At 62.9% G+C, this 25,413-nt stretch carries 24 protein-coding genes; 18 read left to right on the top strand and 6 right to left on the bottom strand.

All coding sequences use genetic code 11. The features are described 5' to 3' along the window. Positions 1–134: 134 nt before the first annotated feature. The 14 genes from P3T21_RS24230 to P3T21_RS24165 all read left to right on the top strand — a co-directional run bounded on the left by P3T21_RS24230 (position 135) and on the right by P3T21_RS24165 (position 14,208). Positions 135–1,100 carry a LysR family transcriptional regulator gene (locus P3T21_RS24230; RefSeq protein WP_429258488.1) on the top strand — a complete coding sequence of 322 codons (966 nt, stop codon included), beginning with the start codon at positions 135–137 and terminating at the stop codon, positions 1,098–1,100. 164 nt (positions 1,101–1,264) lie between these two features. Beyond that, complete coding sequence (locus P3T21_RS24225) at positions 1,265–1,756, top strand: hydroxyquinol 1,2-dioxygenase (RefSeq protein WP_429258487.1); 492 nt, start codon at positions 1,265–1,267, stop codon at positions 1,754–1,756. A gap of 37 nt (positions 1,757–1,793) precedes the next feature. Further along, on the top strand, positions 1,794–2,789 hold the full coding sequence (locus P3T21_RS24220; RefSeq protein ID WP_429258486.1) for a hydroxyquinol 1,2-dioxygenase: 996 nt from the start codon (positions 1,794–1,796) through the stop codon (positions 2,787–2,789). A gap of 95 nt (positions 2,790–2,884) precedes the next feature. Next, entirely contained in the window at positions 2,885–4,348 is a 1,464-nt protein-coding gene (locus P3T21_RS24215) for an aldehyde dehydrogenase family protein (RefSeq protein WP_429258485.1), read from the top strand. Between the two features lie 6 nt (positions 4,349–4,354). Beyond that, the gene (locus tag P3T21_RS24210; protein WP_429258484.1) at positions 4,355–5,413 is read left to right on the top strand and encodes a maleylacetate reductase; all 1,059 of its coding nucleotides are present in this window, start codon (positions 4,355–4,357) and stop codon (positions 5,411–5,413) included. Positions 5,414–5,452: 39 nt separating this feature from the next. Then, positions 5,453–6,754 (top strand): ABC transporter substrate-binding protein, encoded by a 1,302-nt coding sequence (locus tag P3T21_RS24205; protein WP_429258483.1) that lies wholly within the window; start codon positions 5,453–5,455, stop codon positions 6,752–6,754. A 20-nt stretch (positions 6,755–6,774) separates the two neighbouring features. Further along, positions 6,775–7,497, top strand: coding sequence for an ABC transporter ATP-binding protein (locus tag P3T21_RS24200; RefSeq protein WP_429258482.1), 723 nt, complete (start codon positions 6,775–6,777; stop codon positions 7,495–7,497). 2 nt (positions 7,498–7,499) lie between these two features. Next, entirely contained in the window at positions 7,500–8,210 is a 711-nt protein-coding gene (locus P3T21_RS24195) for an ABC transporter ATP-binding protein (protein ID WP_429258481.1), read from the top strand. Next, the gene (locus tag P3T21_RS24190) at positions 8,207–9,073 is read left to right on the top strand and encodes a branched-chain amino acid ABC transporter permease (protein WP_429258480.1); all 867 of its coding nucleotides are present in this window, start codon (positions 8,207–8,209) and stop codon (positions 9,071–9,073) included. The genes P3T21_RS24195 and P3T21_RS24190 overlap by 4 nt, the downstream gene beginning before the upstream one ends. 9 nt (positions 9,074–9,082) lie before the next feature. After that, positions 9,083–10,177, top strand: a complete 1,095-nt coding sequence (locus tag P3T21_RS24185; protein WP_429258479.1) for a branched-chain amino acid ABC transporter permease — start codon at positions 9,083–9,085, stop codon at positions 10,175–10,177. 8 nt (positions 10,178–10,185) lie between these two features. After that, positions 10,186–11,049 (top strand): intradiol ring-cleavage dioxygenase, encoded by an 864-nt coding sequence (locus P3T21_RS24180; protein WP_429258478.1) that lies wholly within the window; start codon positions 10,186–10,188, stop codon positions 11,047–11,049. A gap of 11 nt (positions 11,050–11,060) precedes the next feature. Then, positions 11,061–11,414, top strand: coding sequence for a Rieske (2Fe-2S) protein (locus tag P3T21_RS24175; protein WP_429258477.1), 354 nt, complete (start codon positions 11,061–11,063; stop codon positions 11,412–11,414). Between the two features lie 65 nt (positions 11,415–11,479). After that, positions 11,480–12,547, top strand: coding sequence for a porin (locus P3T21_RS24170; RefSeq protein WP_429258511.1), 1,068 nt, complete (start codon positions 11,480–11,482; stop codon positions 12,545–12,547). Positions 12,548–12,831: 284 nt separating this feature from the next. Further along, positions 12,832–14,208 (top strand): DUF1254 domain-containing protein, encoded by a 1,377-nt coding sequence (locus tag P3T21_RS24165; protein ID WP_429258476.1) that lies wholly within the window; start codon positions 12,832–12,834, stop codon positions 14,206–14,208. 107 nt (positions 14,209–14,315) lie between these two features. On the opposite strand, the gene P3T21_RS24160 is transcribed toward P3T21_RS24165, so the two are convergent. Beyond that, positions 14,316–14,930 carry a glutathione S-transferase gene (locus P3T21_RS24160; RefSeq protein ID WP_429258475.1) on the bottom strand — a complete coding sequence of 205 codons (615 nt, stop codon included), beginning with the start codon at positions 14,928–14,930 and terminating at the stop codon, positions 14,316–14,318. A gap of 410 nt (positions 14,931–15,340) precedes the next feature. Between P3T21_RS24160 and P3T21_RS24155 the strand changes: the two genes are divergently transcribed. Beyond that, positions 15,341–16,300 (top strand): quinone oxidoreductase family protein, encoded by a 960-nt coding sequence (locus P3T21_RS24155; protein WP_429258474.1) that lies wholly within the window; start codon positions 15,341–15,343, stop codon positions 16,298–16,300. A 138-nt stretch (positions 16,301–16,438) separates the two neighbouring features. Here the strand turns inward: P3T21_RS24155 and P3T21_RS24150 are convergent, their stop codons facing one another. Together P3T21_RS24150 and P3T21_RS24145 are read right to left on the bottom strand one after the other, a co-directional pair. After that, positions 16,439–17,491: an isopenicillin N synthase family dioxygenase gene (locus P3T21_RS24150; protein ID WP_429258473.1), complete on the bottom strand. Its 1,053-nt coding sequence runs from the start codon at positions 17,489–17,491 to the stop codon at positions 16,439–16,441. Between the two features lie 49 nt (positions 17,492–17,540). Beyond that, a complete protein-coding gene (locus P3T21_RS24145; protein ID WP_429258472.1) occupies positions 17,541–18,413 on the bottom strand; it encodes a sugar phosphate isomerase/epimerase family protein in 873 nt (290 codons plus the stop codon). Positions 18,414–18,460: 47 nt separating this feature from the next. Between P3T21_RS24145 and P3T21_RS24140 the strand changes: the two genes are divergently transcribed. After that, on the top strand, positions 18,461–18,949 hold the full coding sequence (locus P3T21_RS24140; RefSeq protein WP_429258471.1) for a MarR family transcriptional regulator: 489 nt from the start codon (positions 18,461–18,463) through the stop codon (positions 18,947–18,949). Between the two features lie 31 nt (positions 18,950–18,980). Here the strand turns inward: P3T21_RS24140 and P3T21_RS24135 are convergent, their stop codons facing one another. Beyond that, positions 18,981–20,402, bottom strand: coding sequence for an aldehyde dehydrogenase family protein (locus P3T21_RS24135; RefSeq protein ID WP_429258470.1), 1,422 nt, complete (start codon positions 20,400–20,402; stop codon positions 18,981–18,983). 101 nt (positions 20,403–20,503) lie between these two features. Between P3T21_RS24135 and P3T21_RS24130 the strand changes: the two genes are divergently transcribed. Beyond that, positions 20,504–21,415, top strand: a complete 912-nt coding sequence (locus P3T21_RS24130) for a LysR family transcriptional regulator (RefSeq protein WP_429258469.1) — start codon at positions 20,504–20,506, stop codon at positions 21,413–21,415. 42 nt (positions 21,416–21,457) lie between these two features. Here the strand turns inward: P3T21_RS24130 and P3T21_RS24125 are convergent, their stop codons facing one another. Next, a complete protein-coding gene (locus P3T21_RS24125; protein WP_429258468.1) occupies positions 21,458–23,566 on the bottom strand; it encodes a phosphocholine-specific phospholipase C in 2,109 nt (702 codons plus the stop codon). Positions 23,567–23,646: 80 nt separating this feature from the next. Then, entirely contained in the window at positions 23,647–23,922 is a 276-nt protein-coding gene (locus P3T21_RS24120; protein WP_429258467.1) for a hypothetical protein, read from the bottom strand. A 274-nt stretch (positions 23,923–24,196) separates the two neighbouring features. Here P3T21_RS24120 and P3T21_RS24115 point away from each other — a divergent pair, with 274 nt between their 5' ends. Beyond that, positions 24,197–25,378 carry a patatin-like phospholipase family protein gene (locus P3T21_RS24115; RefSeq protein WP_429258466.1) on the top strand — a complete coding sequence of 394 codons (1,182 nt, stop codon included), beginning with the start codon at positions 24,197–24,199 and terminating at the stop codon, positions 25,376–25,378. Positions 25,379–25,413: the final 35 nt, after the last annotated feature.

Raw genomic sequence — 25,413 nt, 5'->3', positions numbered from 1 at the left:
AGCGCGATGGGCAACATCGAAAGGAGGATCATATAGACGACCATGCCTGCGCTCGTGACGCAGCCACGTTTGCGGAACAGATTAAACTTGAAGCGGCACAACAGGCCGCGGACACAGCGGCTACAGGAGACAGGATGGACCTCTTAATGTCGATGGAAGCATTCGTGCGGGCCGCTGAAGCACAAAGCTTTGCCGGCGCCGCGCGGCAGCTTGGCGTCGCGAAATCGGTGGTGACTTCGCGCGTCAAACAACTCGAGGAACATTTCGGCGTGCCGCTCTTTCACCGTTCGACGCGGGCCGTGCGCCTGTCGGAGCTCGGTGAGACGTATTACCGCGAGTGCGCCGAACTGGTCAATAAAGTCCACGACCTGTCCGGACGCTCGCGCGGCGATTCACAGGCATTGGCCGGCACCCTTAACGTCCATGTCCTTCCGGGCTTTGCGCTAGGGCATTTTTCACAGACGCTGATCGAATTCCGTGCCGCCTACCCCCGCGTCGAGTTCGTCGTGACCGTCAATGACCGCGTCATCGACCCGGTTCAGGAAGGTTTCGATCTGGCGCTGCAGATCTATCCGCCGGCTTCGAATCTGCTCGTCGAGCGGCGCCTGTTTCCGGTGCGCGGCGTGCTGTGTGCGGCGCCCGGTTACTTGAAGGAAGAGCCCGTGATCGAGACGCCGCTCGACCTGCTGCGGCACGATTTCGCCCGCTATTCGTACTACCCGTGGGGCGACAAGTGGCCGCTGATGCGCGGCAATGAGTGCTTCGAAATCGCACTGAACCCGGTCCTGAAGACGAATAGCGTCCACCTGCTGCTGGAGTTCGCGCGGGCCGGTGCGGGCGTCGTCTATCTGCCGACGATGGTCGCCGCCGCCGATCTGCTCGAACACCGCCTCGAACGCGTGCTGCCGGAATACGCGGCGCCGCCATTGTGGCTGTCGGCGGTCTATCCCGCATCGCACCGCTCGACCACGAAAGTCAAGGCATTCGTCGACTTCCTGCGCACGCGCTATCTGCGCGAACCGCAGTGGGACAAGGCGCTCGGCATTGCGCCAGCGGATGACGAGACGAGGACTGTCGGTGAGGAACTGGCCGAAGACTGAGGCCCGCCAGACGCTCGTTCGGGTTCTCCACCAGGTAGTTTCCCTGGCGGGTTTTCGAAGCACCCAGCGTTCGCGTTTCCCGACCCTCAACGCATTGCTGTTGCGCCTGCCGCCACTTAATCTTCGATGCAAGCAACGCATTCGTAGATTAACTGGAGGCAGACATGCAACAGACCTGGTTCGGCAGCCTGGACAACTATCGGAAAGGCTCCATCGAAATCATCAAGGGCAAACCGGAGCATTACGCGATGTCGAACGTGTTCGACGTGGCGAGCCGCGCGGAGCCCTACGAGAAAGTCGTCGTAGGCAAGAATCTCAAGTACGTCATCGAGACGCTGCGCGCGGAAGGCTCGTCGCCGTGGTTTGCTGCGTCGCACGATGAATTCGCAGTCGTGCTCGACGGCGAGATCGACGTGTATTTCATCAAGCCGTCGGACGGCCCGCTGGTCGACGCGCAGACCGAAGGCAGCGTACGGCTGGAAGGCAAGCCATCGGGCCAGTCGATGGGTTATGTGAGGCTGCGCCGCGGCCACCAGGCGCTGCTGCCCGCGGGCGCCGCCTATCGCTTCGAAGCGGTGACGAAGGGCGTGCTGCTCGTGCAGACGATCCTCGGACGCTATTCGGTCGAGAAGTGGGCCGACATCTGCATCCACTGAATCCCTCGACACGATCGATCCTCTACTGGAGCCCATCATGGACAAAGCCAGCACCCTGCAAAACGTTACCGCGAGCGAGGCCGATCCGGTCACCGGCTATCGTGTATTCCGCCTCGGCGACTTCGAGTTCAGCCGCGACGCCTATTTCGCCACCGTCCGATGGCCCGCCCAAGGTCAGACCCGCTCGCATCAGATGCATGCCGACGATTTCCTGCGCGCCATGATGCGAGATGTTGCGTGGGGCTTCTTCTACGGCTGGGTCAACTTCGACGAAGTGATCGGCACGCGCAATCACTACGGCAAGGTCGACATGTACGCCGGTGCGTACAACGCGAACCTCAAGGAAGCGGGCGTCGACCATATGCAGCAGTTCGACACGCCGCTCATCATGGCGACCTTCAAGGCAATCCTGAAGGACTGGGTCAACGAAGGCTTCGATCCGTTTGCTGCGCCCGAAGAAACCGGCTCGGCGTTCGGCACGAAGCATGGCGACAACATCGCGGCGATCGAACGCACGCGTATCGCTACAAAGCGCATGCCGGGCCTCGAAGGCGATTCGCCGTTGCGCGACGACCTGCCGGTCAACCGCCAGTTCGCCGACGTCGTCCAGGATGAACCGGAGATCCACGCGGAGCCCGGTTTCGAGAAAACGCTGCATGCGTTCAGTCTCTTCAAGTACCTGTCGCGCTCGGACGTGACGTGGAATCCGTCGGTCACCTCCGTTTGCCAGCAAAGCCTGTTTTGTCCGACCACCGAGGAATTCGTGCTGCCGGTGTTCCATGGCAACGATCGCGTCGAGTGGTTCCTGCAACTGTCCGACCAGATCATCTGGGACGTCGCCGACAAGGATAGCGGCGAGCCGCGTGCCCGCATCACGATGAACGCGGGCGATATCGCCGCGATGCCGGCCGACATCCGTCACAAGGGCTATTCGCAGAAGCGTTCGATGCTGCTCGTTTGGGAAAACGCGACACCGGATCTGCCGAAGCGCTACGAGAGCGGTGAACTGCCGCCGTATCCGATCCAGATCTAACTCTCCGGCATTCCCTCCGATCGTCGATCGAACGGCGCCAGACCGCTGGCGTCGCGGGGGATGTCACGTCCAGGTTTTACTCGAGCAGGACTGACATGCAAACGCAACTCTTCATCGGCGGCCGCTTCGTGCCGGCTGCAAACGGCGAAACGCTCGCCTCCCTGAATCCGCACGACAACTCGGTGATCGCCGAAGTCGCGATGGCCGGACCCGCCGACGTCGATCGCGCCGTTGCTGCGGCGAAAGCGGCGTTTCCAAAGTGGAGCAATCTCGCCGCGATGGAGCGGGGACGCTTGCTGCTCAAGCTCGCTGACGCAATCGAAGCGAACGCCGACAGGCTGGCGCGTCTCGAATCGCTCGACACCGGCCACCCGATCCGCGATACGCGCAATCTCGATGTGCCGCGCACCGCGGCCACCTTCCGCTACTTCGGCGGGATGGCCGACAAGTTCGAAGGCTCGGTGATTCCGGTCGAGCAGGGCTTCCTGAACTACCTGACGCGCGAGCCGGTCGGCATCGTCGGGCAGGTGGTGCCGTGGAATTTCCCGCTGATGTTCACGAGCTGGAAGATGGCGCCGGCGCTCGCGGCGGGCAACTGCGTGATCATGAAGCCCGCTGAACTCACGCCGCTATCGAGCCTCGCGATTGCCGAGCTGATGGCCGAAGTGGGATTCCCGGAAGGTGTCGTCAATATTCTGCCTGGTCTGGGTCACGTGGCTGGCCAGTACATCGCTGAGCATCCGGAGATCAGCAAGATCGCCTTCACCGGTTCGACGGCGGTAGGCCGCAAGATCGTGCAGGCGTCGAGCCGCAATCTGAAGAAGGTGCAGCTCGAACTCGGCGGCAAGGGCGCGAATATCGTGTTCGGCGACGCCGATATCGATGCCGTCGTGCAAGGGTCGGCGTTCGCGATCTTCCATAACCAGGGGCAGGCGTGTATCGCCGGCTCGCGGATGATCGTGCACGAATCGATCGCCGATGAAGTGCTCGAGAAGTTCGTCGCGTTGAGCCACACGATCAGGATTGGCGATCCGCTCGATCCGCAAACCGAAATGGGTCCGCTCACGTCGCGCCAGCATCGCGACCGCGTGCTGTCGTTTGTCGATGTCGCCCGTGAACAGGGCGGTCGCGTGCTCGCAGGCGGCAAGGCGCCGGATGCGGCCGCGCTGGCAAATGGCTGCTATGTCGAGCCGACTATCGTCGAAGCGAGGCCGGAGCATCGCGTATCGCAGGAAGAGGTGTTCGGCCCGTTCATGACCGTCACGAAATTCCGCACCGACGAAGAAGCGCTCGCGATCGCGAACGGCACCGAGTACGGTCTCGGCGCGGGTCTCTGGACACGTGATCTGCAACGCGCGCATCACGTGGCTCGCGAGATTCGCGCTGGCATGGTGTGGATCAACTGCTACAAGCGCGTGAACCCCGCATCGCCATTCGGTGGCGTCGGCGCGAGCGGCTATGGCCGCGAGATGGGTTTCGAAGCGATGCGCGAGTACACGCAGCCCAAGTCGGTCTGGGTCAACGTGGATGCGCAGATTCCGCCTTACTACCCGCGCTGAACCGCCATGGAACCCTTCATCTATAACGGCCTGCCGTCACGCGTGATCTTCGGCGCGGGCAGTCTCGACCAGCTCGATCGCGAGATTGGTTTGCTCGGCGCTACGCGGGCGATCGTGCTGTCCACGCCGCAACAGCGTACGCAGGCCGAAGCGCTCGCTGCACGCCTGGGTTCGCGGGCCGCTGGCGTCTACGCCGAAGCCGTGATGCACGTGCCGGTCGAAACCGCCCGCGCGGCACGTGACTTTGCCGCACAGGTCGGGGCCGATTGCGCGATCGCGATAGGCGGCGGTTCGACGACCGGCCTCGGCAAGGCGATCGCGCTCGAAACCTCACTGCCGATCATCGCGATACCGACCACGTACGCAGGCTCCGAGATGACGCCGATTTACGGGCTCACGGAGAGCGGCGTCAAGAAGACCGGCCGCGATCTGCGCGTGTTGCCGAAGACGGTGATCTACGACCCGATATTGACGAGCTCGCTGCCGCCCGCGTTGTCGCTGACGAGCGGGATCAACGCGATCGCTCATGCAGCCGAAGGACTCTACGCGCAGGACGCGAATCCGATTATCAGTCTGATGGCGGAAGAGGGCATTCGGGCGCTCGGCGTGGGTTTGCCGCGCGTGATGCGCGAACCTGGCGATCTCGCTGCACGCGGCGACTGCCTGTACGGCGCATGGCTGTGTGGCGCGGTGCTTGGCAGCGTCGGCATGGCGTTGCATCACAAGCTGTGTCACACGCTCGGCGGCACGTTCAATCTGCCGCACGCCGAGACGCACACGATCGTGTTGCCGCATGTACTCGCCTACAACCGCGATGCAGCGCCTTACGCGATGCAACGTATCGCCCGCGCGTTGCGTACCAGCGATGCCGCGCAAGGCGTGTTCGATCTCGCACGCGATCACGGCGCACCGACCGCGCTAAAAGACATCGGCCTCACCCTAACCGATCTCGACGTCGCGCTCGATCTCGCCTTGCAGAACCCGTACTGGAATCCGCGGCCCGTCGAGCGGATACCGCTGCGCGCACTGCTCGAAGCTGCCTTTCACGGGCGACGACCGGACTAGCGCTCGACCCACTCATACAAAAATATTCAGGAGACAAACATGGACGCACATTCCTTCGATGCGAAGCGCCGCCGCTTCGTCACCCTCGCCGCGGGCGGCGCGCTCGCCGCGACGACCTCCGCGTTCTCGCCGCTCGTATTCGCTGCCGGCCCTCGCACGTTGAAAATCGGCTACGTGTCGCCGCAAACCGGGCCGCTCGCACCGTTCGGCGAAGCGGACCGCTTCACGATCCAGCAGATGCAGACGGTGCTGAAAAACGGCATCGTGATCGGCGGCAAAACATATCCGGTGTCGATCGTCGTCAAGGACAGCCAGTCGAATCCGAATCGCGCTGGCGAAGTCGCCAACGACCTGATCCTGAAGGACAAGGTCGACATCATGCTGGTATCCGGCACACCGGAAACCGCCAACCCGGTCAGCGACGCGTGCGAACTGAACGAGATGCCGTGCGTGTCGACGGTAGTGCCCTGGCAGCCGTGGTTCTTCGGCAGAAAGGGCGATCCGAAGAAGGGCTTCCGCTTCACTTATCACTTTTTCTGGGGACTGGAGGACGTGATCGCTGTCTACACCGGCATGTGGCAATCGGTGCAGACCAATCACAGTGTCGGCGGCCTGTTTCCTAACGACGGCGACGGCAACGCGTGGGGCGACGCGAAGCTCGGTTTTCCGCCGGTGCTCGCGCAAAAGGGCTTCACACTGAAAGACCCGGGCCGCTTTCAGAGCATGACGCAGGACTTCTCCGCGCAGATTGCGGCATTCAAGCAGGCGAATTCGCAGATCGTCACCGGCGTTGTGATCCCGCCCGATGCGAAGAATTTTCTCGTTCAGGCGCGTCAGCAAGGTCTGAAACCCAAAGTCATTTCGATCGGCAAGGCGCTGCTGTTTCCGACTTCGATCGAAGCACTCGGCGATCTCGGCGAGGGACTCTCCACCGAAGTGTGGTGGTCGCCGTCGCATCCGTTCAAATCTTCGTTGACGGGTCAAAGCGCGCGGCAGCTCGCCGACGACTACGAGCGCGTTACGTCGAAGCAATGGACCCAGCCAATCGGCTTCGCGCATGCGCTGTTCGAAATCGCCGTTGATTCACTGAAGCGCGCGAAAGACGTCGATTCGAATGAGGCGATCCGCGATGCGGTGGCGTCGACAAAGCTCGATACGCTGGTGGGCCATGTCGCGTGGGGCAGCGGTCCGGTGAAGAATGTCGCGAAGACGCCGTTGGTGGGCGGGCAATGGCGCAGTGGGCAGGGATCGGGGCAGAAGCATCGCTTCGATCTCGCGATCGTCAACAACCAGCTCGCGCCGAGCGTGCCGCTGTCCGGCCCGCTCAAGCTGATCGCGTGAACTGAAAGCGGAGAGCGGCGATGAACCCTGTCCTCAGACTGACCGGCGTGTCGAAGCGCTATGGCGCGCTGCAGGTGACCGACGACATCAGCTTCGCGGTCGAGCGCGGTGAGACTTACGGCATCCTCGGTCCGAATGGCGCTGGAAAGACCACCCTGTTTAACCTCGTTAGCGGTGACGTGCGCCCCGATCAGGGAAGCGTCGAATTCGACGGCGCGGATGTGAACCACCTGCCGCCGCATCGCCGCTGCGCCGCCGGAATTGGCCGCTCGTATCAGGTGCCGCGGCCGTTCGGCGGCATGACGGTGTTCGAAAACCTGCTGGTTGGCGCGACCTTCGGCGGCGAACTGGCCGAGCACTCCGCGTACGACGTCTGCATCGACGTACTCGAACGCACCGGCCTCAAGGCCCGCGCCAACCAGTTGGCCGGCACGCTGGGGCTGCTGGACCGCAAGCGCCTCGAACTGGCCCGCGCGCTCGCGACACAGCCGCAGCTGCTGCTGCTCGATGAGATCGCAGGCGGCCTCACCGAACCTGAAACGCACGAACTCGTCGACGAGATTCGCCGTGTCAAGGAGGGTGGCGTGACGATCGTCTGGATCGAGCATGTCGTGCATGCGCTGCTCGCGGTAGCCGACCGGCTGCTCGTCATCAACTTCGGCAAGCGCCTGGCCGAGGGCCTGCCCGCTGCCGTGATGGACGACCCCGAAGTGCGGCGCGTATACCTCGGACTGGAGGCATGAGCATGTCGACACTACTCGAGACCCGCGCGCTGAGCGCGTTTTACGGCGACTTCCAGGCGCTGTTCGGCATCGACGTGACCGTGGCGCCGGGCGAGGTGATCGCGCTGATCGGCTCGAACGGCGCGGGCAAGTCGACCTTTCTGAAATCAGTGGCGGGTCTGCTGCGCCCGCGTGCTGCCGGGCAGATCCTGTATCGCGGCGAGCCGGTTGGCGGCGCGGCTCCGGCGCACATCACCGGCAAGGGCATCGCACTGGTGCCAGAAGGGCGGCGCCTGTTCGCGAGCTTGACCGTCGAAGAGAACCTGTTGCTGGGCGCATACAGCAAGCGGCCGGGACGCTGGAATCTGCAAAGCGTCTATGCATTGTTTCCGGTGTTGCAGGAGCGCCGTCACCACGCAGCGACTGCGTTGTCAGGCGGCCAGCAGCAGATGGTAGCAATCGGCCGGGCGCTGATGAGCAACCCCGACCTGCTGATGTGCGACGAGCTCTCGCTCGGGCTCGCGCCGGTGATCGTGCGCGAGATCTACGCCGCGTTGCCCGCGATTGTCGCGGATGGCATGAGTGCGATCGTCGTCGAGCAGGACGTGCAGCTGGCGCGTCGCGTGTCGTCGCGTTTTTATTGCTTCCAGGAAGGGCGCGTTTCGCTGGCGGGCGTATCGGCCGAGGTGTCGGATGAGGCGATTACGCAAGCGTACTTTGGAGCGGTCGCATGAATACGTTCATCAATATCGTCGTGCAGGGCGTGCTGCTTGGCGCGCTGTATGGACTCTTCGCAATGGGCCAGTCGCTGGTGTTCGGCGTGATGCGGCTGACCAACACCGCGCACGGCGACTTCATCGTGCTGCTGGTGTTCGTACTGTTCGCGTTGACGGGCTTCGCGCATCTGCCGCTTGCCGTCGCGCTGGTGTTGCTGCTCGTGATCGCGTTCGGGTCGGGTTATGCGCTGCAGTACGCGATCCTCAACCGGGTCAGCAGCCGCGATCCGCTGCCTTCGCTGATCGTCACGTTCGGACTGTCGATCGTGATCCAGAACGTGCTGCAGCAGGTGTTCTCCGCGGATCCACGCTCAGTCGCCACAGGCAGCTTCGAGTCGCAGAGCATCACACTCGCGGGCGGCATCACGCTCGGCTATCTGCCGCTCGTCACGCTGGTTGCGACCGTCGCGCTTGCTTTCGCGATGCAGTGGCTGTTCGGCCGCACGCCGCTCGGCCGCGCATTTCGCGCCACCTCGGACGACCGCGAGATCGTGCAGCTGATGGGCGTCTCGTACCGCCGCACCTATGCGTTGGCGATGGGCATCGCATTCGTGCTGATCGCGGTCGCCGCCGCACTCTATTCGATGCGCACCGCCGTTTCTCCGACCGATGGCCCGGCCTTGCTGCTGTACGCGTTCGAGGCAGTGATCATTGGCGGGATGGGTTCGTTCTGGGGCACCTTCGTCGGCGGCATGGCGCTCGGCATTGCGCAGCAGGTGGGCTTTTATTTCGATCCCGGCTGGGGCATCTGGCTCGGACACGTGGTGTTTCTCGGCGTGCTGGTGGCCCGGCCGCAGGGCTTGCTGCCCAAAACCGCATAGAGGTTCGACATGACGATGCATTTGAATACGCCCGCAGTGGGCTTCGAAGTGCGGCGCGCAACGCGCGCGAGCCGGGTGGCGGTGATCGTGCTGCTGATCGTCGCGCTGGCGGTGGCCAGCGCGCCATGGTGGGCCGGGCGCGATGCGATGCGCGATTTCGTGCAGCTCGCTTCCTATCTGGTGTTCGCGCTGATGTGGAACCTGCTGGCGGGCTATGGCGGGATGGTGTCGATCGGGCAGCAGGCGTTCTTCGGTATCGGCGGCTACGGGATGCTGATTCTCGCGAACTGGTGCGGGATCTCACCGTTCGTTGCTGTGCCGCTCGCCGCTGTGATTGCGACGATCGTGGCGATTCCCGTATCGCTGGTGGCGTTCCGTCTGGAAGGCGGCTATTTCGCGATCGGCACATGGGTGATTGCGGAAGTGTTCCGGCTGACGGTGGCTAATGTCTCCGGGCTCGGTGGAGGTTCCGGGACCAGCCTCACCGCGCTCCAGGATGTGCCGCGTGCGCTGCGCGAATCGCTGACGCTGTGGCTCGCGCTCGCCATCGTCGCGGCGGCGATCGGGCTGCTGTATCTGTTCCTGCGTTCCAAAGCCGGTCTCGCGCTAACAGCGATGCGCGACAACGCGGTGGCGGCGAGCAGTCAGGGTGTTGACGTGAAGCGCGCACGGTTGATCGTCTATCTGGTGTCCGCGTGCGGCACAGCGCTGGCGGGCGGCCTGTACTTCGTGGGCAACCTGCGCATCTCGCCCGACGCCGCATTCTCGGTGAACTGGACGGCGTTCGGCATTTTTATTGTGATGATCGGCGGCCTCGGTACCCTGGAAGGACCGATCGTCGGCGCCCTGATTTTCTTCGTGCTGAACCAGTTCCTGTCTGACTTCGGCACCTGGTATCTGATCGGTCTCGGCGCGCTCGCGATCGTCGTGACGATGTTTTTCCCGCAAGGCCTGTGGGGCTTCGTATCCCGGCGCTATGGTCTGCAACTGTTTCCCGTGGGCCGCCGCGTCGTATTTCTCGATGCCGGTCAGTCACAACAACCTTCGCCTGGCGGCGCTCCGACCGATTCCGTCGAGCCGCGCCCGGCTCCCCATCGCGCGTGAGGTCGACAATGAACGACGCAACCATCCATCCGCTGACGCAGAACGTGCTCAAGACGTTTGCCGGCTGCACCGATCCGCGTCTGCAGCAGATCATGATCGCGCTGGTCAGGCATCTGCACGCGTTTGCCGCCGAGGTTGAACTGACCGGCGAAGAATGGCGCCGCGGCATCGAATTCCTGACCGCCACCGGCAGGCAGTGCAGCGGCATCCGTCAGGAGTTCATCCTGCTGTCGGACACGCTCGGCCTGTCGATCATGGTCGATGCGATCAATCACGAACGCGAAGGCGATACCACCGAAAGCAGCCTGCTCGGCCCGTTCTATCGAGAGGGCGCAAAGGATGAAGCCTTCGGCGCCAACATCGCGCGCACCGAAGGTGAGCCGGCGCTGATTCACGGTCGCCTCGTCGACGGGCGCGGTGCACCGGTTGCCGGCGCACTGATCGAGGTGTGGGAAACGGCGAACAACGGCATGTATGAAGGGCAGGACCCCGACCAGCCCGAGAGCAATCTGCGCGGCAAATTCCGCTCAGGGCCGAACGGCGAGTATGCGTTCAGAACCATCAAACCGACCAGCTATCCGATTCCGACCGATGGCCCGGTCGGGCAGATGCTGCTCGCGACAGGACGTCATCCGATGCGTCCGGGCCACGTCCACTTTCTGATCGAGGCGCCGGGTTACGACACGCTCACAACCGCGCTGTATTCCGCGGGTGATCCGTATGTAGAGTCCGACGCGGTGTTCGGCGCGAAGCCTTCGCTGGTGATCGACTACGTGCCGAATCACAACCCGGCCGCCGCGAAGGAGTGGGACTTGCCGAGTCCTTTCTTCGAAGTCCGGCGCGATTTCGTGCTGAGCAAGCGGCGTGCGTGAGGAGGAGAGCGATGAACGTGGCGAATCCCGAACATCGAGCGGGCTTCCTGTGCACGCTCGACGACATTCCCGACGGAGGCGCGCTTGAAATAGACGCCGGGCAAGCCGGCGCGCCAGGCATCGTCGTGCTGCGCCGTGGTGACGACGCATGGGCCTATCGCAACATGTGCCCGCACTTTTCGATTCCGCTGAACTACGAGCCCAACACGTTCTGGGCCTACGACGCCGAACTGCTGATGTGCGCGCATCACAGCGCGATGTTCCGTTTCGAAGACGGCCTGTGCGTCGACGGCCCATGTCAGGGCGCGGCGCTCACGGCGGTCGCCATCCGCATCGAGCAACGACAGATATTCAACAACGACTGAAGGAGACAGGGGTGAAGAAAACGAAGTCAGATCGTCTTTCGATAGCAGGCTGCACATTTGCATTGATGATGCCGGGCATCGCCAGCGCGCAAGGCAGCGTGACGCTGCAAGGCGTGATCGATGCGGGCGTCACCTGGGTGAACAACCAGCATGGCGGCACCGCGACGCTATTCGATAGCGGTGTGCTGTCGCCGGACTTGCTGACCTTCAAAGGCAGCGAGGACCTGGGCGGCGGCAACAAGGCGATTTTCGAACTCACGTCACAGTTTGATCTGGGCAGCGGCGCGACGATTCCAGGCGCGGGACAGATTTTCAACCGCACCGCCCTGGTCGGACTCGCCAACGACCGCTTCGGCTCGCTCACGTTCGGCAACCAGTACGACTTCATGTTCGAGACGCTGACGCTCGGACTCTACGACGGCGCGTTCCTGTTCGGCGGCATCTACGACTTTCGACAGGGGCCGTTTTCCGCGCTCGGCGTGCCGGCCAATCCGACCGGTTCGTTCGATTTCGACCGGATGGCGGGCGCGACCCGCGTGGCAAACTCGGTCAAGTATCGTAGCCCGGAGATCTCCGGTTTCACCTTCGGCGCGCTTTACGGCTTCGGCGGTGTGCCCGGCTCGTTCTCCGCAGACTCGACGATGAGCTTCGGCGCGAACTATGCGAATGGTCCGTTGGGAGTCGGCGCCGCGTATGTCGAGGTCAAGTATCCGCAACTGGGCAATGGTCACGACGGCATCCGCAATTTCGGCTTTGGCGCGCATTACAACTTTGGCAGCGTGCTGGCGATGCTGTTGTACACGGACACGAAGAACACCTTTAGCGGCGCCAATATCGATGTCTACAAGGGTGGTGCGACGTGGACCCTCTCCAGTGTCTGGACCCTTGGTTTCGACTATGCCTACATGAAGGGCAACGACGTCCTGCTTAACAACAAGGCGCAGCAGGTCACGACGGCGTTGCAGTATTCCTTCTCGAAGCGCACCACTGGCTATGTGGAAGCGATCTATCAGCGCGCGGGCGGCGACGCGTCAGTGACACGGGCGTGGATTAACGGTCTGTTGCAGCCGGATGGCGCGGCGAGCAATCGATCGCAGACACTCGCGCGCGTAGGATTGCGCACGAGCTTCTGACGATCCCGATGCCACCGACCAGTGCTGGCAATGCTGATGCGATGTAAAGAGTGGTTGTCAGATCCAGTCGCATCAAACAGCAAAGCAACGCGCCATTCCTGCGCGATGTCTATGCCGAATGGCTATAAAGTGATCTCAATAATTGCAGATACGGAGTCGCGCGCTAGAATGCCGTTGACCCGCGAATGCCGTATCGCGGCCACGTCCAGGCTCATAGAGGGTTCACTATGCTCAAACAGAAGATCTTATGTCTCTCGATGTTGTTGCCCGTTGCGATAGCATCCATGGCCGGGGCAACGGCCGCAACGAATGGCGGCGCGGCGAAGTCATCGGCAGAAAGCACCGCAGTGAACCCGGTACAGGCAGAGGCAATTGCGAAGGAAGCCTATATTTTCGGCACACCGATGGTGGATATGTACAAGACAATGTACGCATTCTCCGTCGATAAAGCCGGTCCGCAGTACAAGGGACCGTTCAATACGATCCTGAATATCGCCCGCGTCTTCACGCCGGAAGACACTGCCTTCGTCACACCCAATTCCGATACGCCTTACTCGTTCGCTGGTCTGGATCTGCGCGCGGAGCCCGTGGTGATCACGATCCCGCCGATGGAAAAGAACCGGTATTTCGTATTCCAGTTGATGGATATGTACACCTTCAACTTCGATTACATCGGCAGCCGTACAACGGGAAATCAGGGCGGTCATTACCTGATCGCGGGGCCGCACTGGAAGGGCAGGACGCCAAAGGGCATCACGAAGGTTATCCGGTCGGAAACTGACATGGTGAACGTAGTGGGGCGAACGCAGCTGTTCAATCCCGCCGATCTCGACAACGTGAAGAAGATCCAGGCTGGCTACAAGGTCGAGCCGCTGTCCGCCTTCGAGGGTGAGCCTGCACCGCCGCCGGCGCCTGCCATCGGGTGGATCAAGCCGCTGCCGCCGGGCGCGGAACGCTCGTCGCTTGAATTCTTCAACCAGCTTGCGTTCCTGCTGCAGTTCGCGCCGGTGAATCCGACCGAAACGGCGTTACGGCATCGCTTCGAGGAGATCGGAATCGTCCCGGGCAAGCCATTCGACGCGTCCGCGCTTCCCGCCGACATGCAGGCCGCGCTGAAGGCCGGCATGGAAGACGGGCAGAAGGCAATCGATGCGCGCCGCGCGTCCATGGGCGGCAAGAGCGACACGCTGTTCGGCTCGCGCAAGTATCTGAAGAACGACTACGTGGCGCGCGCAACGGGCACGCAGGTCGGCATCGGCGCCAACTCGCGCGACGAAGCGCTGTATCCGATTCTGGAGAAAGACGTCGACGGTCAGCCGCTCGACGGCAGCAAGCACTACACGCTGCATTTCGCGAAGGGCCAGTTGCCGCCGGTCAATGCGTTCTGGTCCATGACGATGTACGGCGTGCCGGACCAGTTGCTGGTCAAGAATCCGATCAACCGCTACCTGATCAATTCGCCGATGCTACCCGATCTCAAGACCGATCCGGACGGTGGATGCACGATCTACATCCAGCATGAATCGCCCGGACAGGACAAGGAAGCCAACTGGCTGCCCGCGCCGCAAGGGCGATTCATGGTGGCGATGCGCTACTACTGGCCGACGCCTGAACTGCTGAAAAACCAGTGGGTCTCGCCGAAAATCCAGCCCGCGAAGTGAGCGATGTCTGGAAGCAGGTTCCCGTTGTGACGGGAACCTGCATGGCTGCTGGCCGTGGCCGATCTGCGGGTCGTCTTCAACCAGCGGGATTCTCGTGATTTTCGGGGTTAGTCCGGGGGCGTATCGAGAAACACCGGCAGTTGTTCGGCGAAAGCCGAATACGACCGCAACTGCGGATACGCACCCGCAACGACGATCTCCGGCAGCATCATCTGTGTGAACCGCCAGGCAACCGCGACTGTCATGCCGGCCTGATCCAGCGCGTCGGCCTGCTGCGGCAGCGGCGCGGCCGCCAGATCGGCTTCGAGTACCGTATACGCGCCAAGCAACTGCGTGCGTACCCGCTCGACCCACGGCTCGTACTGTTTCTCCGCGGGGCGCAGGTTACGTTCATAGACGATCTGCGCAGTCTTGTCGCACGCTGCGAGTGCGAAGCCGTTCAGTCGGGTTGCGCGCACGCGTTTCGCCGGATCGCGCGGAATCAGCGACTTTTCCGGCGCGGCGAGTGTCTCCACGTAGTCGAGAATCAGCGTCGACTCGATTAGTATCTGGCCATCGTCGAGCACGAGCGTCGGCGCCTTGACGGTCGGATTGATCTTCAGGAATTCATCGAAGCCGCGGAAGACGGACAGCGACTGATGTTCGAAGTCGAGGCCGAGCAGCTTCATGCCGATCGCGACTCGGCGGACGTAGGGCGAATCCAGCATTCCAATCAGCTTCATGATGTTCCCGTTAGAATTTCTATCATATAAAAAATGAGGCTGCACCGAGGCGTCGAAGCGCTCGGGAAGCCACAATGAACGCGTCTGCGCTAGATTACGGTGTTGCTCCGCCGCTGAAAAGCGACGAATACAAACGGATTAACATCAATTTTTCTTACATGACGACCGTTCGTCCGCTGACTGCCCTCCGATGCTTCGAAGCCGCTGCGCGGCCCGGCGGCATCACGCGCGCTGGCCGCACGCGAACTGCATGTCACGCACCCGGCGGTCGGCCAGCAGATCCGGATTCCTGGATCGAGCCTGGGATGGCCGCGTAGCTGAAGCGTGTCGGTCAACCTACGTAGAATGCAAACTCGATCCATGCAAGGTGGACGGCCGGCATGGTCGTCATTCGAATCAGGGAGCCCGCGATGAAAGCTGCTGTTGTCCACGATTTCAATGCGCCGCCGCGCTACGGCGATTTCGAGGCGCCCGTTGCCGGAGCGGGCGAGACGCTCGTGCAGGTGCGCGCGGCTGCGCTCAGCCAGCTCGTGAAAAGCCAGGCGGCCGGCCGGCATTACAGCAGCGCGACGACGCTGCCGCTCGTGCCTGGCGTCGATGGCGTGGGTCTGCTCGCGGATGGTCGCCGTGTGTACTTCGCGTTTCCGCGCGGGCCATTCGGCGCGATGGCGCAAACGACGGTTGTGAAGACGGAATACTGCGTACCGGTGCCTGACGATCTCGACGATGTGACGGCGGCGGGAATCGGCAACCCGGGCATGTCGTCATGGGCTGCGTTGACGGAGCGCGCGCACTTCCAGCGCGGCGAGAACGTATTGATCAACGGCGCGACCGGCGTGGCGGGCCGCCTCGCGATCCAGATCGCGCGACACCTCGGCGCAAACAAGGTGATCGTGACCGGGCGCAACGCGAAGAGCATCGAAGGCCTCGCCGCACTCGGCGCCGACGTGCTGATTCCGCTCGATGCGCCCGCCGCCCAGTTGACGGAAACGTTCCGTGACACGATTCGCAGCCACCGCGTGAATGTGATTCTGGATTACCTGTGGGGACCGTCGGCGGAAAGTCTGCTGGGTGCTGTGGGCGGGCACGGCAGCGACGAGGCTGAACCGCGTATCCGCTTCGTGCAGATCGGGTCGATCACCGGAAACACGATCACCCTTCCGGCCTCGGCGCTGCGTAGCTCCGGCCTGGAGATGATGGGAAGCGGGCTTGGCAGCGTGTCAAACGCGGGGCTGGCCGGAGCGATTGGCGGATTGTTGAAGGCAGTCGTGAGTGGCGGCTTTTCGATCGAAGCCGAAGCGGTGCCGTTGACCGATGTCGAACGCGCATGGACGAGTGATGCTGCTGCACGGACGGTGTTTACGATCTGACGTGAAGGACGTTGCTGCCTTTGTGGCTTTGCAGGCGCGGTGCGGACTCTCCGCACGGCCGCGCTGCGTCCTATCCTGTGGGTGAGTAGAGCTTGCCGTCCGCGGCCATGCGCACGTAGGTCGGATCAAAGCGCAGCTTCACGTTGCTTCGATGGCGGCGTAACGGGCCTGCTGTCCAAAACTCGCGAGCGCCTTCGAGCCGTCGGGCAGGACGAGATCACCGCGCGCGATCCGCTGCTTCAGATACGTGAAGCTCTGTGCGGTCTGCGCGAAAAGATGGTTGCCGGCGGCCACGGGCGGGTACTTTTCGCGTGCTTCCGGTGTTGCAAACTCCGGCAGCGGCGCAACCACGGTCGAGTAGTCGCAGGCAAAGAAGAGCGGAAACGAGTAGCGCTCTTCGCTGACCTTGCGCACGCGGTGCGAGGTCGCGACGTAGGTGCCGCCAGTCCACACTTCGAGCATGTCGCCGATGTTGACGACGAACGCGTTGTCGACTGGCGGCGCGTCGATCCATTCGCCATTGCCGTTCATCACTTCGAGCCCTGGCGCGGTTGGCATGAGGATCGTGAAGCACTCATAGTCGGTGTGCGCGCCGATGCCGGGCGCGTCGGCGGCTGTGGCGTCGTGGGGATAGTGGATCAGACGCAACTGGCTCGGTGGCGTGTTCAGATATTGCTCGAAATGCGTTTCCGGCAAACCGAGCGCGAGCGAAAAGCCACGAAACAGCACGCGGCCGAGCGCCATGGTTGCCCGGTAATACCCGGTGACGGCGTGATCGAAGCCCGGCTGATCGGGCCAGACGTTCGGTCCGAGCAGCGGCGTACCGCTAGCAACAAGCGGATCGTCGAGCGGAAGGTCGGCGCCTGTATCGAACGCCTCCTTGCGATCACGCTTACCACCTGCGAACACCTCTTCGCCTTCGGGCACGTAGCCGCGATGCGCGCGCGAATTGCCGATGTAGTAGCGCATCTTCCAGTCGTCCGGCGCGGCGAAGAATCGCTTCGCCTGATCGACAAGCGCTGTCTGCTGCTCGCGCGTGACCTGATGACCCGTGACATAGAAAAAACCCGCGTCACGCGCAGCGCGATCGAGGGTGCGTGCCGTCGCGAGACGTGCTTCGAGGTCGTCGCTATAGAGACCGCTGACATCGACGACCGGCAGCCGGTCGAAGCCGGTATGAGTGAGGTTCATGACGAAATGTCCGGGTGAAAGTTGAGCGTTGGACGGATCGCGGTCGCTGTCACGCGACCCGCGCTAGCGGCGCATCCGAGCGCTGCGCGAGAAACGCCGCGAGATGTTTGCGCTCCGTCTGGCCCATCCACGTGTTGATTCCCCACAGGTCCGCGACCGGCGCATTCGTGAACGGCAACGTATGCAGATAGCCATCGGGGCCGAACTCAGGCGTCATCGTCGTGGTCGTGTAGCCACCGGCGATCTGCGCGGTCCACAGTTCTTCCCACATGCGCTGATGCGACAAAAGGCAATCGGCGTATTCCGGCGCGGCCGGATGCGGCACCTGAGGACCTTGCGGATAGCCGACCCGTCCGTGCACATGATGCGCATGGGGTGCCAGTTCGAGCACCGTGTCCCATTCGCTTTCAAGCAGCCGCTCGCACACGCAAACCCAGTGACTGAAATCGCACGTCAGCTTCAGGTCGGGCACGGCGCGCGCCACGTCACGCGTGATCCACGGGTTGAAGAACGAGCGCCCGCGATGTGTCTCGAAGCTGCAGATCACCTCGTGTTTCGCGGCGATATCCACGGCGCGCGCGAAGAAATCGATCTGGGTCGCGGCAGGCCACGCATCGCAGCCGGCCATTACATTGAAGAAGCGCGGCTTGAGCGGCTTGCCCCAGATAATCTTCTCTTCGAAGTCGCGCAGGTGATCGGCAGGCGTTGCCGAACGCTCCGGCACATAACTGCCGGCAGTTGTGATTTCAGCGATGAAATCGAGCTGCTCGTCCCGAATCGCGGCGGCAAAATCCTCGCGCGCTGCTGCGCCCGCCGGCACTGGCGCTTCGATACCATCGAATCCGGCCGCGCGCACGAGAGGCGCCGCATCGCGCGGGCCGCCATCGAAACCCCAGAAGGTCTTGAACAGTTTCAGTTCCATCGCCACTCCATTTGCATGACAAAGTGCATGCAATACTACATGATAAAATGGCGCAAAAAAATAAAATGTTCGGTACAGGAGAGGAGGCCCGACCACGAGCCTGGGGTGCTCGACTTTGTGCATGCTTTGCCCATAAACTGTGCGAGCGTCTTCCAACTGGTGAAACGATGATTCGAAAAATCTCCCGCAGCAAAGGAAAAGCCGTCGCGAGCGCGATTCTTGATATGGACTCGCAGTGGGCCGTGCATTTCGGCGATATCGGGCTGAACGACCTGAACTACAGCGACCTGTTCTGCGGGATGTGGATGGACGACCAGCGCCATTTCGCCAAGACGGTGCTCTACGACTTCATGCCCGGCGTTAGCCGGCGCACGGCGGTGCGTTATGTGCAGGCGTTAATTGATGACGGCTGGCTGGTCGAGGAGAGCGCGGAGCATGACCGGCGCGTCAAATATGTGAGCTTCGGGCCATCTATCGAACACCGGCTCGAACAGTTTCTGGCCTATGTGCATGAACGGTTCGGCGCGCTGGGCTGACAGTTGACAGCAAGGCGCGCCCCCGGCACGATCAACTCACGCCCAGTATCGCCTTCGGCTCCAGAAACGCTTCGAGCCCGAACGTACCGTATTCGCGGCCGATACCCGACTGCTTGAAGCCGCCGAACGGCGCAGCGGGCTCGTGCGCCAGCGTATTGACCAGCACGCGGCCTGCATCGAGGCGCGCCGCGACGGCATGGGCGCGTTGCGCATCGGCGGATACGACGTAAGCCTGCAACCCATACGCTGTATCGTTCGCGATTGCGATGGCCTCTTCGGTATCGCGATACGTGATGATCGACAGCACCGGTCCGAAGATTTCCTCGCGCGCGACGGTCATGTCGTTGTGCACGCCACTAAAAACCGTCGGCCGCACGAACCAGCCGGCTTCGATTCCTTCTGGGCGACCCTCGCCGCCGGCAATAAGCCGCGCGCCTTCGTCGATGCCGATGCGGATATAGCGTTGCACGCGATCCCATTGCTTCTGGCTGACCATCGGACCGATGGCGATCTCCGGATCGCGCGGATCGCCCGCTTTCGTGCGCCCGACTTCGATTTTCACGCGCCGCTCGAATTCGTCGAGCCGCGCTTCCGGTACAAGAATGCGCGTGCCGGCAATGCAGGCCTGGCCGCTGTTCATAAAGCCGGCCTGGATCGCGAGCGGTACCGCTGTGGCGAAGTCCGCGTCATCGAGGATCAGCATCGGCGATTTGCCGCCCAGTTCAAGGGTCACGCGCTTCAACGTTCCGGCGCCCGCGCGCAGGATCGTTTTGCCAACAGCGGTCGATCCAGTGAACGAAATCTTCGCGACGCCCGGATGCGTGCTGATCTCCGCACCCACGGTTTCGCCTCTGCCCGTGACGATGTTGAACACGCCTGCGGGCAAACCGGCTTCGTGAAGCGCCTGGGTGACGATGCGCGTCTGGATCGCGCTCATCTCGCTCGGCTTGATCACGGCGGTGCACCCGGCAGCAATCGCAGCGGCGAGTTTTCCGCAGATGAATCCCGCATCGCTGTTCCACGGCGTAATCAGACCGGCGACGCCGAGCGGTTGCATCACGACCTGCGCGGTACCCATCTGGCGCACGAACGCGTAGTCGTGCAGCACCTTTGCAGCCTCGCGCAGCACACTCGAAGCATGCGCAGCCATCCAGCCCGCACGCGAAACCGGTGCACCGTATTCCTCGACGATTGCATCCAGCAGCGCCGGTTGACGTGCCTCGACGGCGTCCGCCATCCGATGCAGCAGGGCGATGCGCTCCGCCTTGCTGGTGCGCGAAAACGCTGGAAAAGCCCGGGTTGCGGCGGCGATAGCGTCGCGCGCATCGTGTTCGTCGGCCAGGCGCACACGGCCAATCACCTGCTCAGTCGAAGGGTTGTAGAGGTCGAACCACTCGGTGCCATGTGGCGTGACGAACACGCCGTCAATGTAAATCTGATCAATGTGCTGCATTCGTGCTCCGCAAGATCTGCTTCAGTGAACCGAAGATAGCGGCGGCTCATTGATCTGACTAGCCATATAATTCAGGATGTTATGTTGAACGATCCAGGATAATGAAGACATCCGGACTGGGCGAACTGGAAGCGGTGCTGGCGGTGGCGCGTCATCGAAGCTTCCGCGCGGCGGCCACCGAACTGGGCGTATCGACGTCCGCGCTGAGCCACGCCGTGGCGGCGCTGGAAGCGCGCATCGGCGTGCGGTTCTTCAATCGCACCACGCGCAGCGTGTCGCTCTCCGAAGCCGGCGCGCAGTTCGTCGACAGTGTCGCCCCCGCGCTTTCGACGATCCGCGCGGCGATCGAGCAGGCCGGCAGCTTTCGCGACACGCCTTCCGGCACGCTGCGCATCAATACGTCAGCGGGCGCTGCGGAGCGGGTGATGCCGCTCCTGATGACCTTTCTGAAGCGCTATCCGGAGATGAAACTGGATCTCGTCACGGAGGGGCGTCTGGTGGATATCGTCGTTGAAGGATTCGATGCAGGCATCCGCCTCGCCGAAACTGTTCCGCAGGACATGATCGCGGTGCCGTTCGGCGACACGCAGCGCTTCGCTGTGGTGGGCAGCCCGGATTACCTTCGGCGTTATCCCGCTCCACGCACGCCAGCTGATCTCAGCGCACATCGTTGCATCCGCATCCGTATGCCGAGCGGCGTGATCTATCACTGGGAGTTCCAGCGTCACGGCGAAGCGTTTAGCGTCGACGTGAAGGGCGATATCACGCTCGACGACCCAGGCCTGATGCTTGCCGCGGTACGCGAGGGCTTCGGCCTCGCGTACATGAACGAATGGCGGGTCGCGCCGGAACTGGCAGCCGGCAGCCTCCGGCGCGTGCTCAAAGACTGGATGCCTGTGTTCGACGGCCTGTGTCTCTACTATCCAGGCCGTCGTCATGTGCCGGCCGGACTGCGCGCGCTGATCGAACTGATCCGGGAGCAGGCGGCCAGCGGCCCGCCTGCTCACCGGTAGTTCATCGTCAGCATTTGCTGGCGCGCGTTCCCCGCTTCAGTTTCAGCCGCCGAGTGCCGGGTCGCTCATGCTGCTGCGGCCGGTTTCGACGTGCCCGGCGAACCGCCGTGCAAAGGTTGCGTCCGCATCGACCGACACCGACAGGTCGTACCATCCATACGCCTTGCGCAGATCGAGGTAGACCTGATCCGTATCGCCGCCGCGCACGACGTGTTTGATCGTAGCGCCTGGATCGTAGGCGTTCGTGATCGTGAACTGGCAGCGCGCGGTGCCAGGATTCTCCAGTCGCAGCTGCAGGTTGCCGTTCGCGACGTCATAGCCTTCGGCCACTTCCGGCCGGGCCTTTTCCTCGCCCCACCAGCGGGTCGACGCCGGTTTGCCCGCAAAGCGTCGCAGGAAGCCGTTCGGCCCGTGCACGGTGAAGTCGTAGGTGCCATCGGCATTCAGCGGCAACTGGCCTTCGAGACGTTTGCGCGCTTCGACCGTATAGCTGCGCGGCGCATCGGTGCTGTTCGCGGTGTACACGAGGAACACTGCGCCGCCCTGGCCCGTGTTGACGAAGCGGATCGTCACCTTGTCATGCCCGCCTTCCGCGCGAATCCGCACGAACAGTTCATACGGCAGCGCGCGCGCCGGCCGCACGCCTGGCTCCTGCTTCGGTACGGCCTGTACGGCGGGCGGCAACGGCACATAGTCGTCATGGCGCAGCTGGTCCGGCGGCACGTAGCCCGTGGTCGGCGGTAGCGAAGGCAACGCTTCGTTGGGATTCGCGAAGTTGAACGCGGATGTGAGGTCGCCGCACACGGCACGACGCCACGGCGTGATGTTCGACTCGCCGAGATCGTGATGCTGGCCGAAGCGCTTCTCGATGAAGCGGATCACGGAGGTGTGATCGAACACCTCCGAGCATACCCAGCCGCCCTTCGACCACGGCGACACAACCAGCATCGGCACGCGCGGTCCGAGCCCGTAAGGGCCCGCCGGATTCTTTGGGTCGCCGGCGTAGTTTTCGTTGCTGGTATCGACGGTCGAGAGACCGTTCGCGCCCGATGCCGCGGCGAATGGCGGCGACATGTGATCGAAGAAGCCGTCGTTCTCATCGTAGTTGATGAGCAGCACGGTCTTGCTCCACACCTCGGGATTCGACGTGAGGATCTGCAGCACCTGATCGACGTACCACGCGCCGTAATTCGACGGCCAGTTCGGGTGTTCCGAATACGCTTCGGGGGCGACGATCCACGAGACCTGCGGCAACGCGTTGTTCTGCACGTCGCGCTTCAGGATGTCGAAGTACGTGCCGCCAGCGGCGACGTTCGTGCCGGTGCGGGCGTTGTCGTACAGCGGATTGCCCGGCTGCGCGTTGCGGTACTGGTTGAAATAGAGCAGCGAGTTATCGCCGTAATTGCCGATGTACGGATTTTGCGTCCAGCCCCAGGAGCCTTTCGCGTCGAGACCGGTGCCGGCATCCTGATAGACCTTCCACGAAATACCCGCTTTTTGCAGCACTTCCGGATACGTCGACCAGCCGTAGCCGAGTTCGGAGTTATCGATCACCGGGCCGCCGCCGGCGCCGTCATTGCCGACCCAGCCGCTCCACATGTAATAGCGGTTCGGGTCGGTTGGGCCCATCAGCGAGCAGTGGTACGCGTCGCAGATGGTGAACGCGTCGGCGAGCTGGTAGTGGAACGGGATGTCGTCGCGCGTCAGGTAGGCCATCGTCGTCGCGCCTTTGGTCGGCACCCACTGGTCGTAACGGCCGCCATTCCACGCGAGGTGCGTGGTGGTCCAGTCGTGCGCGAGATCCTGCAGGAACTGCAGGCCGAGGTTCGGCGCGGTGGGGCGGAACGGCAAGACGTAGCCAGCATCGCCGGCGAGCGGCTGATACCAGACCGGCTTGCCGTTCGGCAGCGCGATGGCGCGCGTGTCGCCAAAGCCTCGCACGCCTCTGAGCGTGCCGAAGTAGTGGTCGAAGGAACGGTTCTCCTGCATCAGCACGACGATATGTTCGACGTCGCGGATGCTGCCCGTCGCGTTGTTCGCGGGAATCGCAAGCGCGTTGCGGATGCCGGCCGGCAGCATGCTCAGGGCAGTCGCGGAGCCGGCTACCTGGGCGGCGGAACGCAGAAAGTCACGGCGGTTCTTCGATGTCATGTGGGTGTCGATGTATGGAAGAGGGAACGTGCCGCGCCTGGGTGCCAACATCATTGCACCGACGCGCGGCGCTGGGGACTTCAATCGGCGGTGTGAATCACGGGTGTCGCAAGTGTGACGAGACTCTCCGATGCGGGAGCGCCGGCCTGCGCGGGTGTCTGGATCGTGAGTGTTGCGGCGGGCGGCGTATCCGTCGCTGTGATCGACGGGGCGTCGGGGTGCACGCTCGTTGCAGGCTTTTCGTCGTCGCTGCATGCGCTGATGGATACGCACAGCGACGTCAATAGCAGCATCGCGATGGCAGAGAGCAAACGTTTGCCGCGCGACGCACGGCAATGCGTTGACCAGGCATTCATGGAAGCCTCGAACGGTACGAAAATCCTGTGGGGGGTGTTTGACGACGTCGAAGGATAACCAGTGACCTGTGTAACATTTGTGAACGCGACGGAGAGTATTCTCTAGAGGCGAGCGCTCAGGTAAGCGCTGAGCAGACGTTTAGCCGTGCGGTGACCGTTGACGGGCGCGCCCGGAGCGGCGGTCATCTACGCTCGTTTGCATCCGCAGATCGGGTCCGACCGGGTGTTCTTCCGGGCCGGACCGGTGCGGTCTGTCTGCCGAAGGAGAAGAACGATGGCCAGAAAGGCAACCACTGTGCAAGTCGATTCGCCGCCCGACGCAAAGCCCGGAGCGTCCGAAGCGTCCGAAGCGTCCGGTATCGCCGGGCAGGTCGTTCTCGTGCTGCAGGGCGGCGGGGCGCTGGGTGCCTATCAGGCGGGCGTGTATCAGGCGCTTCACGATGCGAACGTCGAGCCGGACTGGGTGATCGGCACGTCGATCGGTGCGATCAACGGCGCGATCATCGCCGGTAATCCGCCACAGGACAGGCTCGCACGGCTCAAAAGCTTCTGGGACGGCGTCGCGCATCATGGCAGCGCGACTGCGGGCTGGCTGCCGGCACTCGACCAATGGTCGCGCGACCTCGCGACCGTGACACAAGGCATTGCATCATTCTTCACGCCGCGCCCGGATGCGTGGATGGGCGTGCATGCGCCAGTCGGGCTCGATCAGGCGGCGTTCTATTCGACCGAGCCGCTGCGCGAGACGCTTTCCGCGCTGGTGAATTTTGAGCATCTGAACAGCAAGCAGACGCGCCTGACGGTCGGCACCGTCAACGTACGCACGGGACGCATGCGCTATTTCACGAACCGCGATGCGCCCATGGACGTGAACCACGTGATGGCATCCGCTGCCTTTCCGCCGGGTTTTCCCTCGGTACGGATCGACGGCGAGACGTACTGGGATGGCGGTATCTATTCGAATACGCCGCTCGAGGCGGTGCTCGATGACCGGCCACGCCGCAGTTCGGTGATATTCGCAGTGCAGTTGTGGCCCGGGAATGGCCCCGAGCCGCAATCGATCTGGCAGGTGATGAGCCGCCAGCGCGACATCCAGTATTCGAGCCGCGCGGAAAGCCATCTTGAGCGGCAGAAACAGATTCACAGGCTGCGCCACGTGATCCGCGAACTCGGGGAGCACCTGCCCGAGGCGGCGCGCGACAAGCCGGAGGTGAAGGAACTGCTCAACTGGGGCTGCGGCACGACGATGCAGGTTCTGGAACTCGACGCGCCGCGTTTCGATGGCGACGACCTGAACAAGGACATCGATTTTTCATCGGACGGCATCGCGCGTCGCTGGGCGGCCGGCCATGAAGACACAGCGCGGGCGCTGCAGTGCGCGCCGTGGCGCGAAGCGCCCGATCCGATGGAAGGCATCTCGGTCTACCGGATGGGCGCCTGCGATAATGGTGGCTGAGCGATGGCTGAGCGGTTCGCATGTTGGGGAAAAAC

Origin of the sequence: Paraburkholderia sp. GAS334, from assembly GCF_050436625.1 — a bacterium.
Taxonomy (GTDB): domain Bacteria; phylum Pseudomonadota; class Gammaproteobacteria; order Burkholderiales; family Burkholderiaceae; genus Paraburkholderia.
Note: the sequence above shows the minus strand (reverse complement) of the source record. Positions and strands in the feature narration are given on the sequence as shown.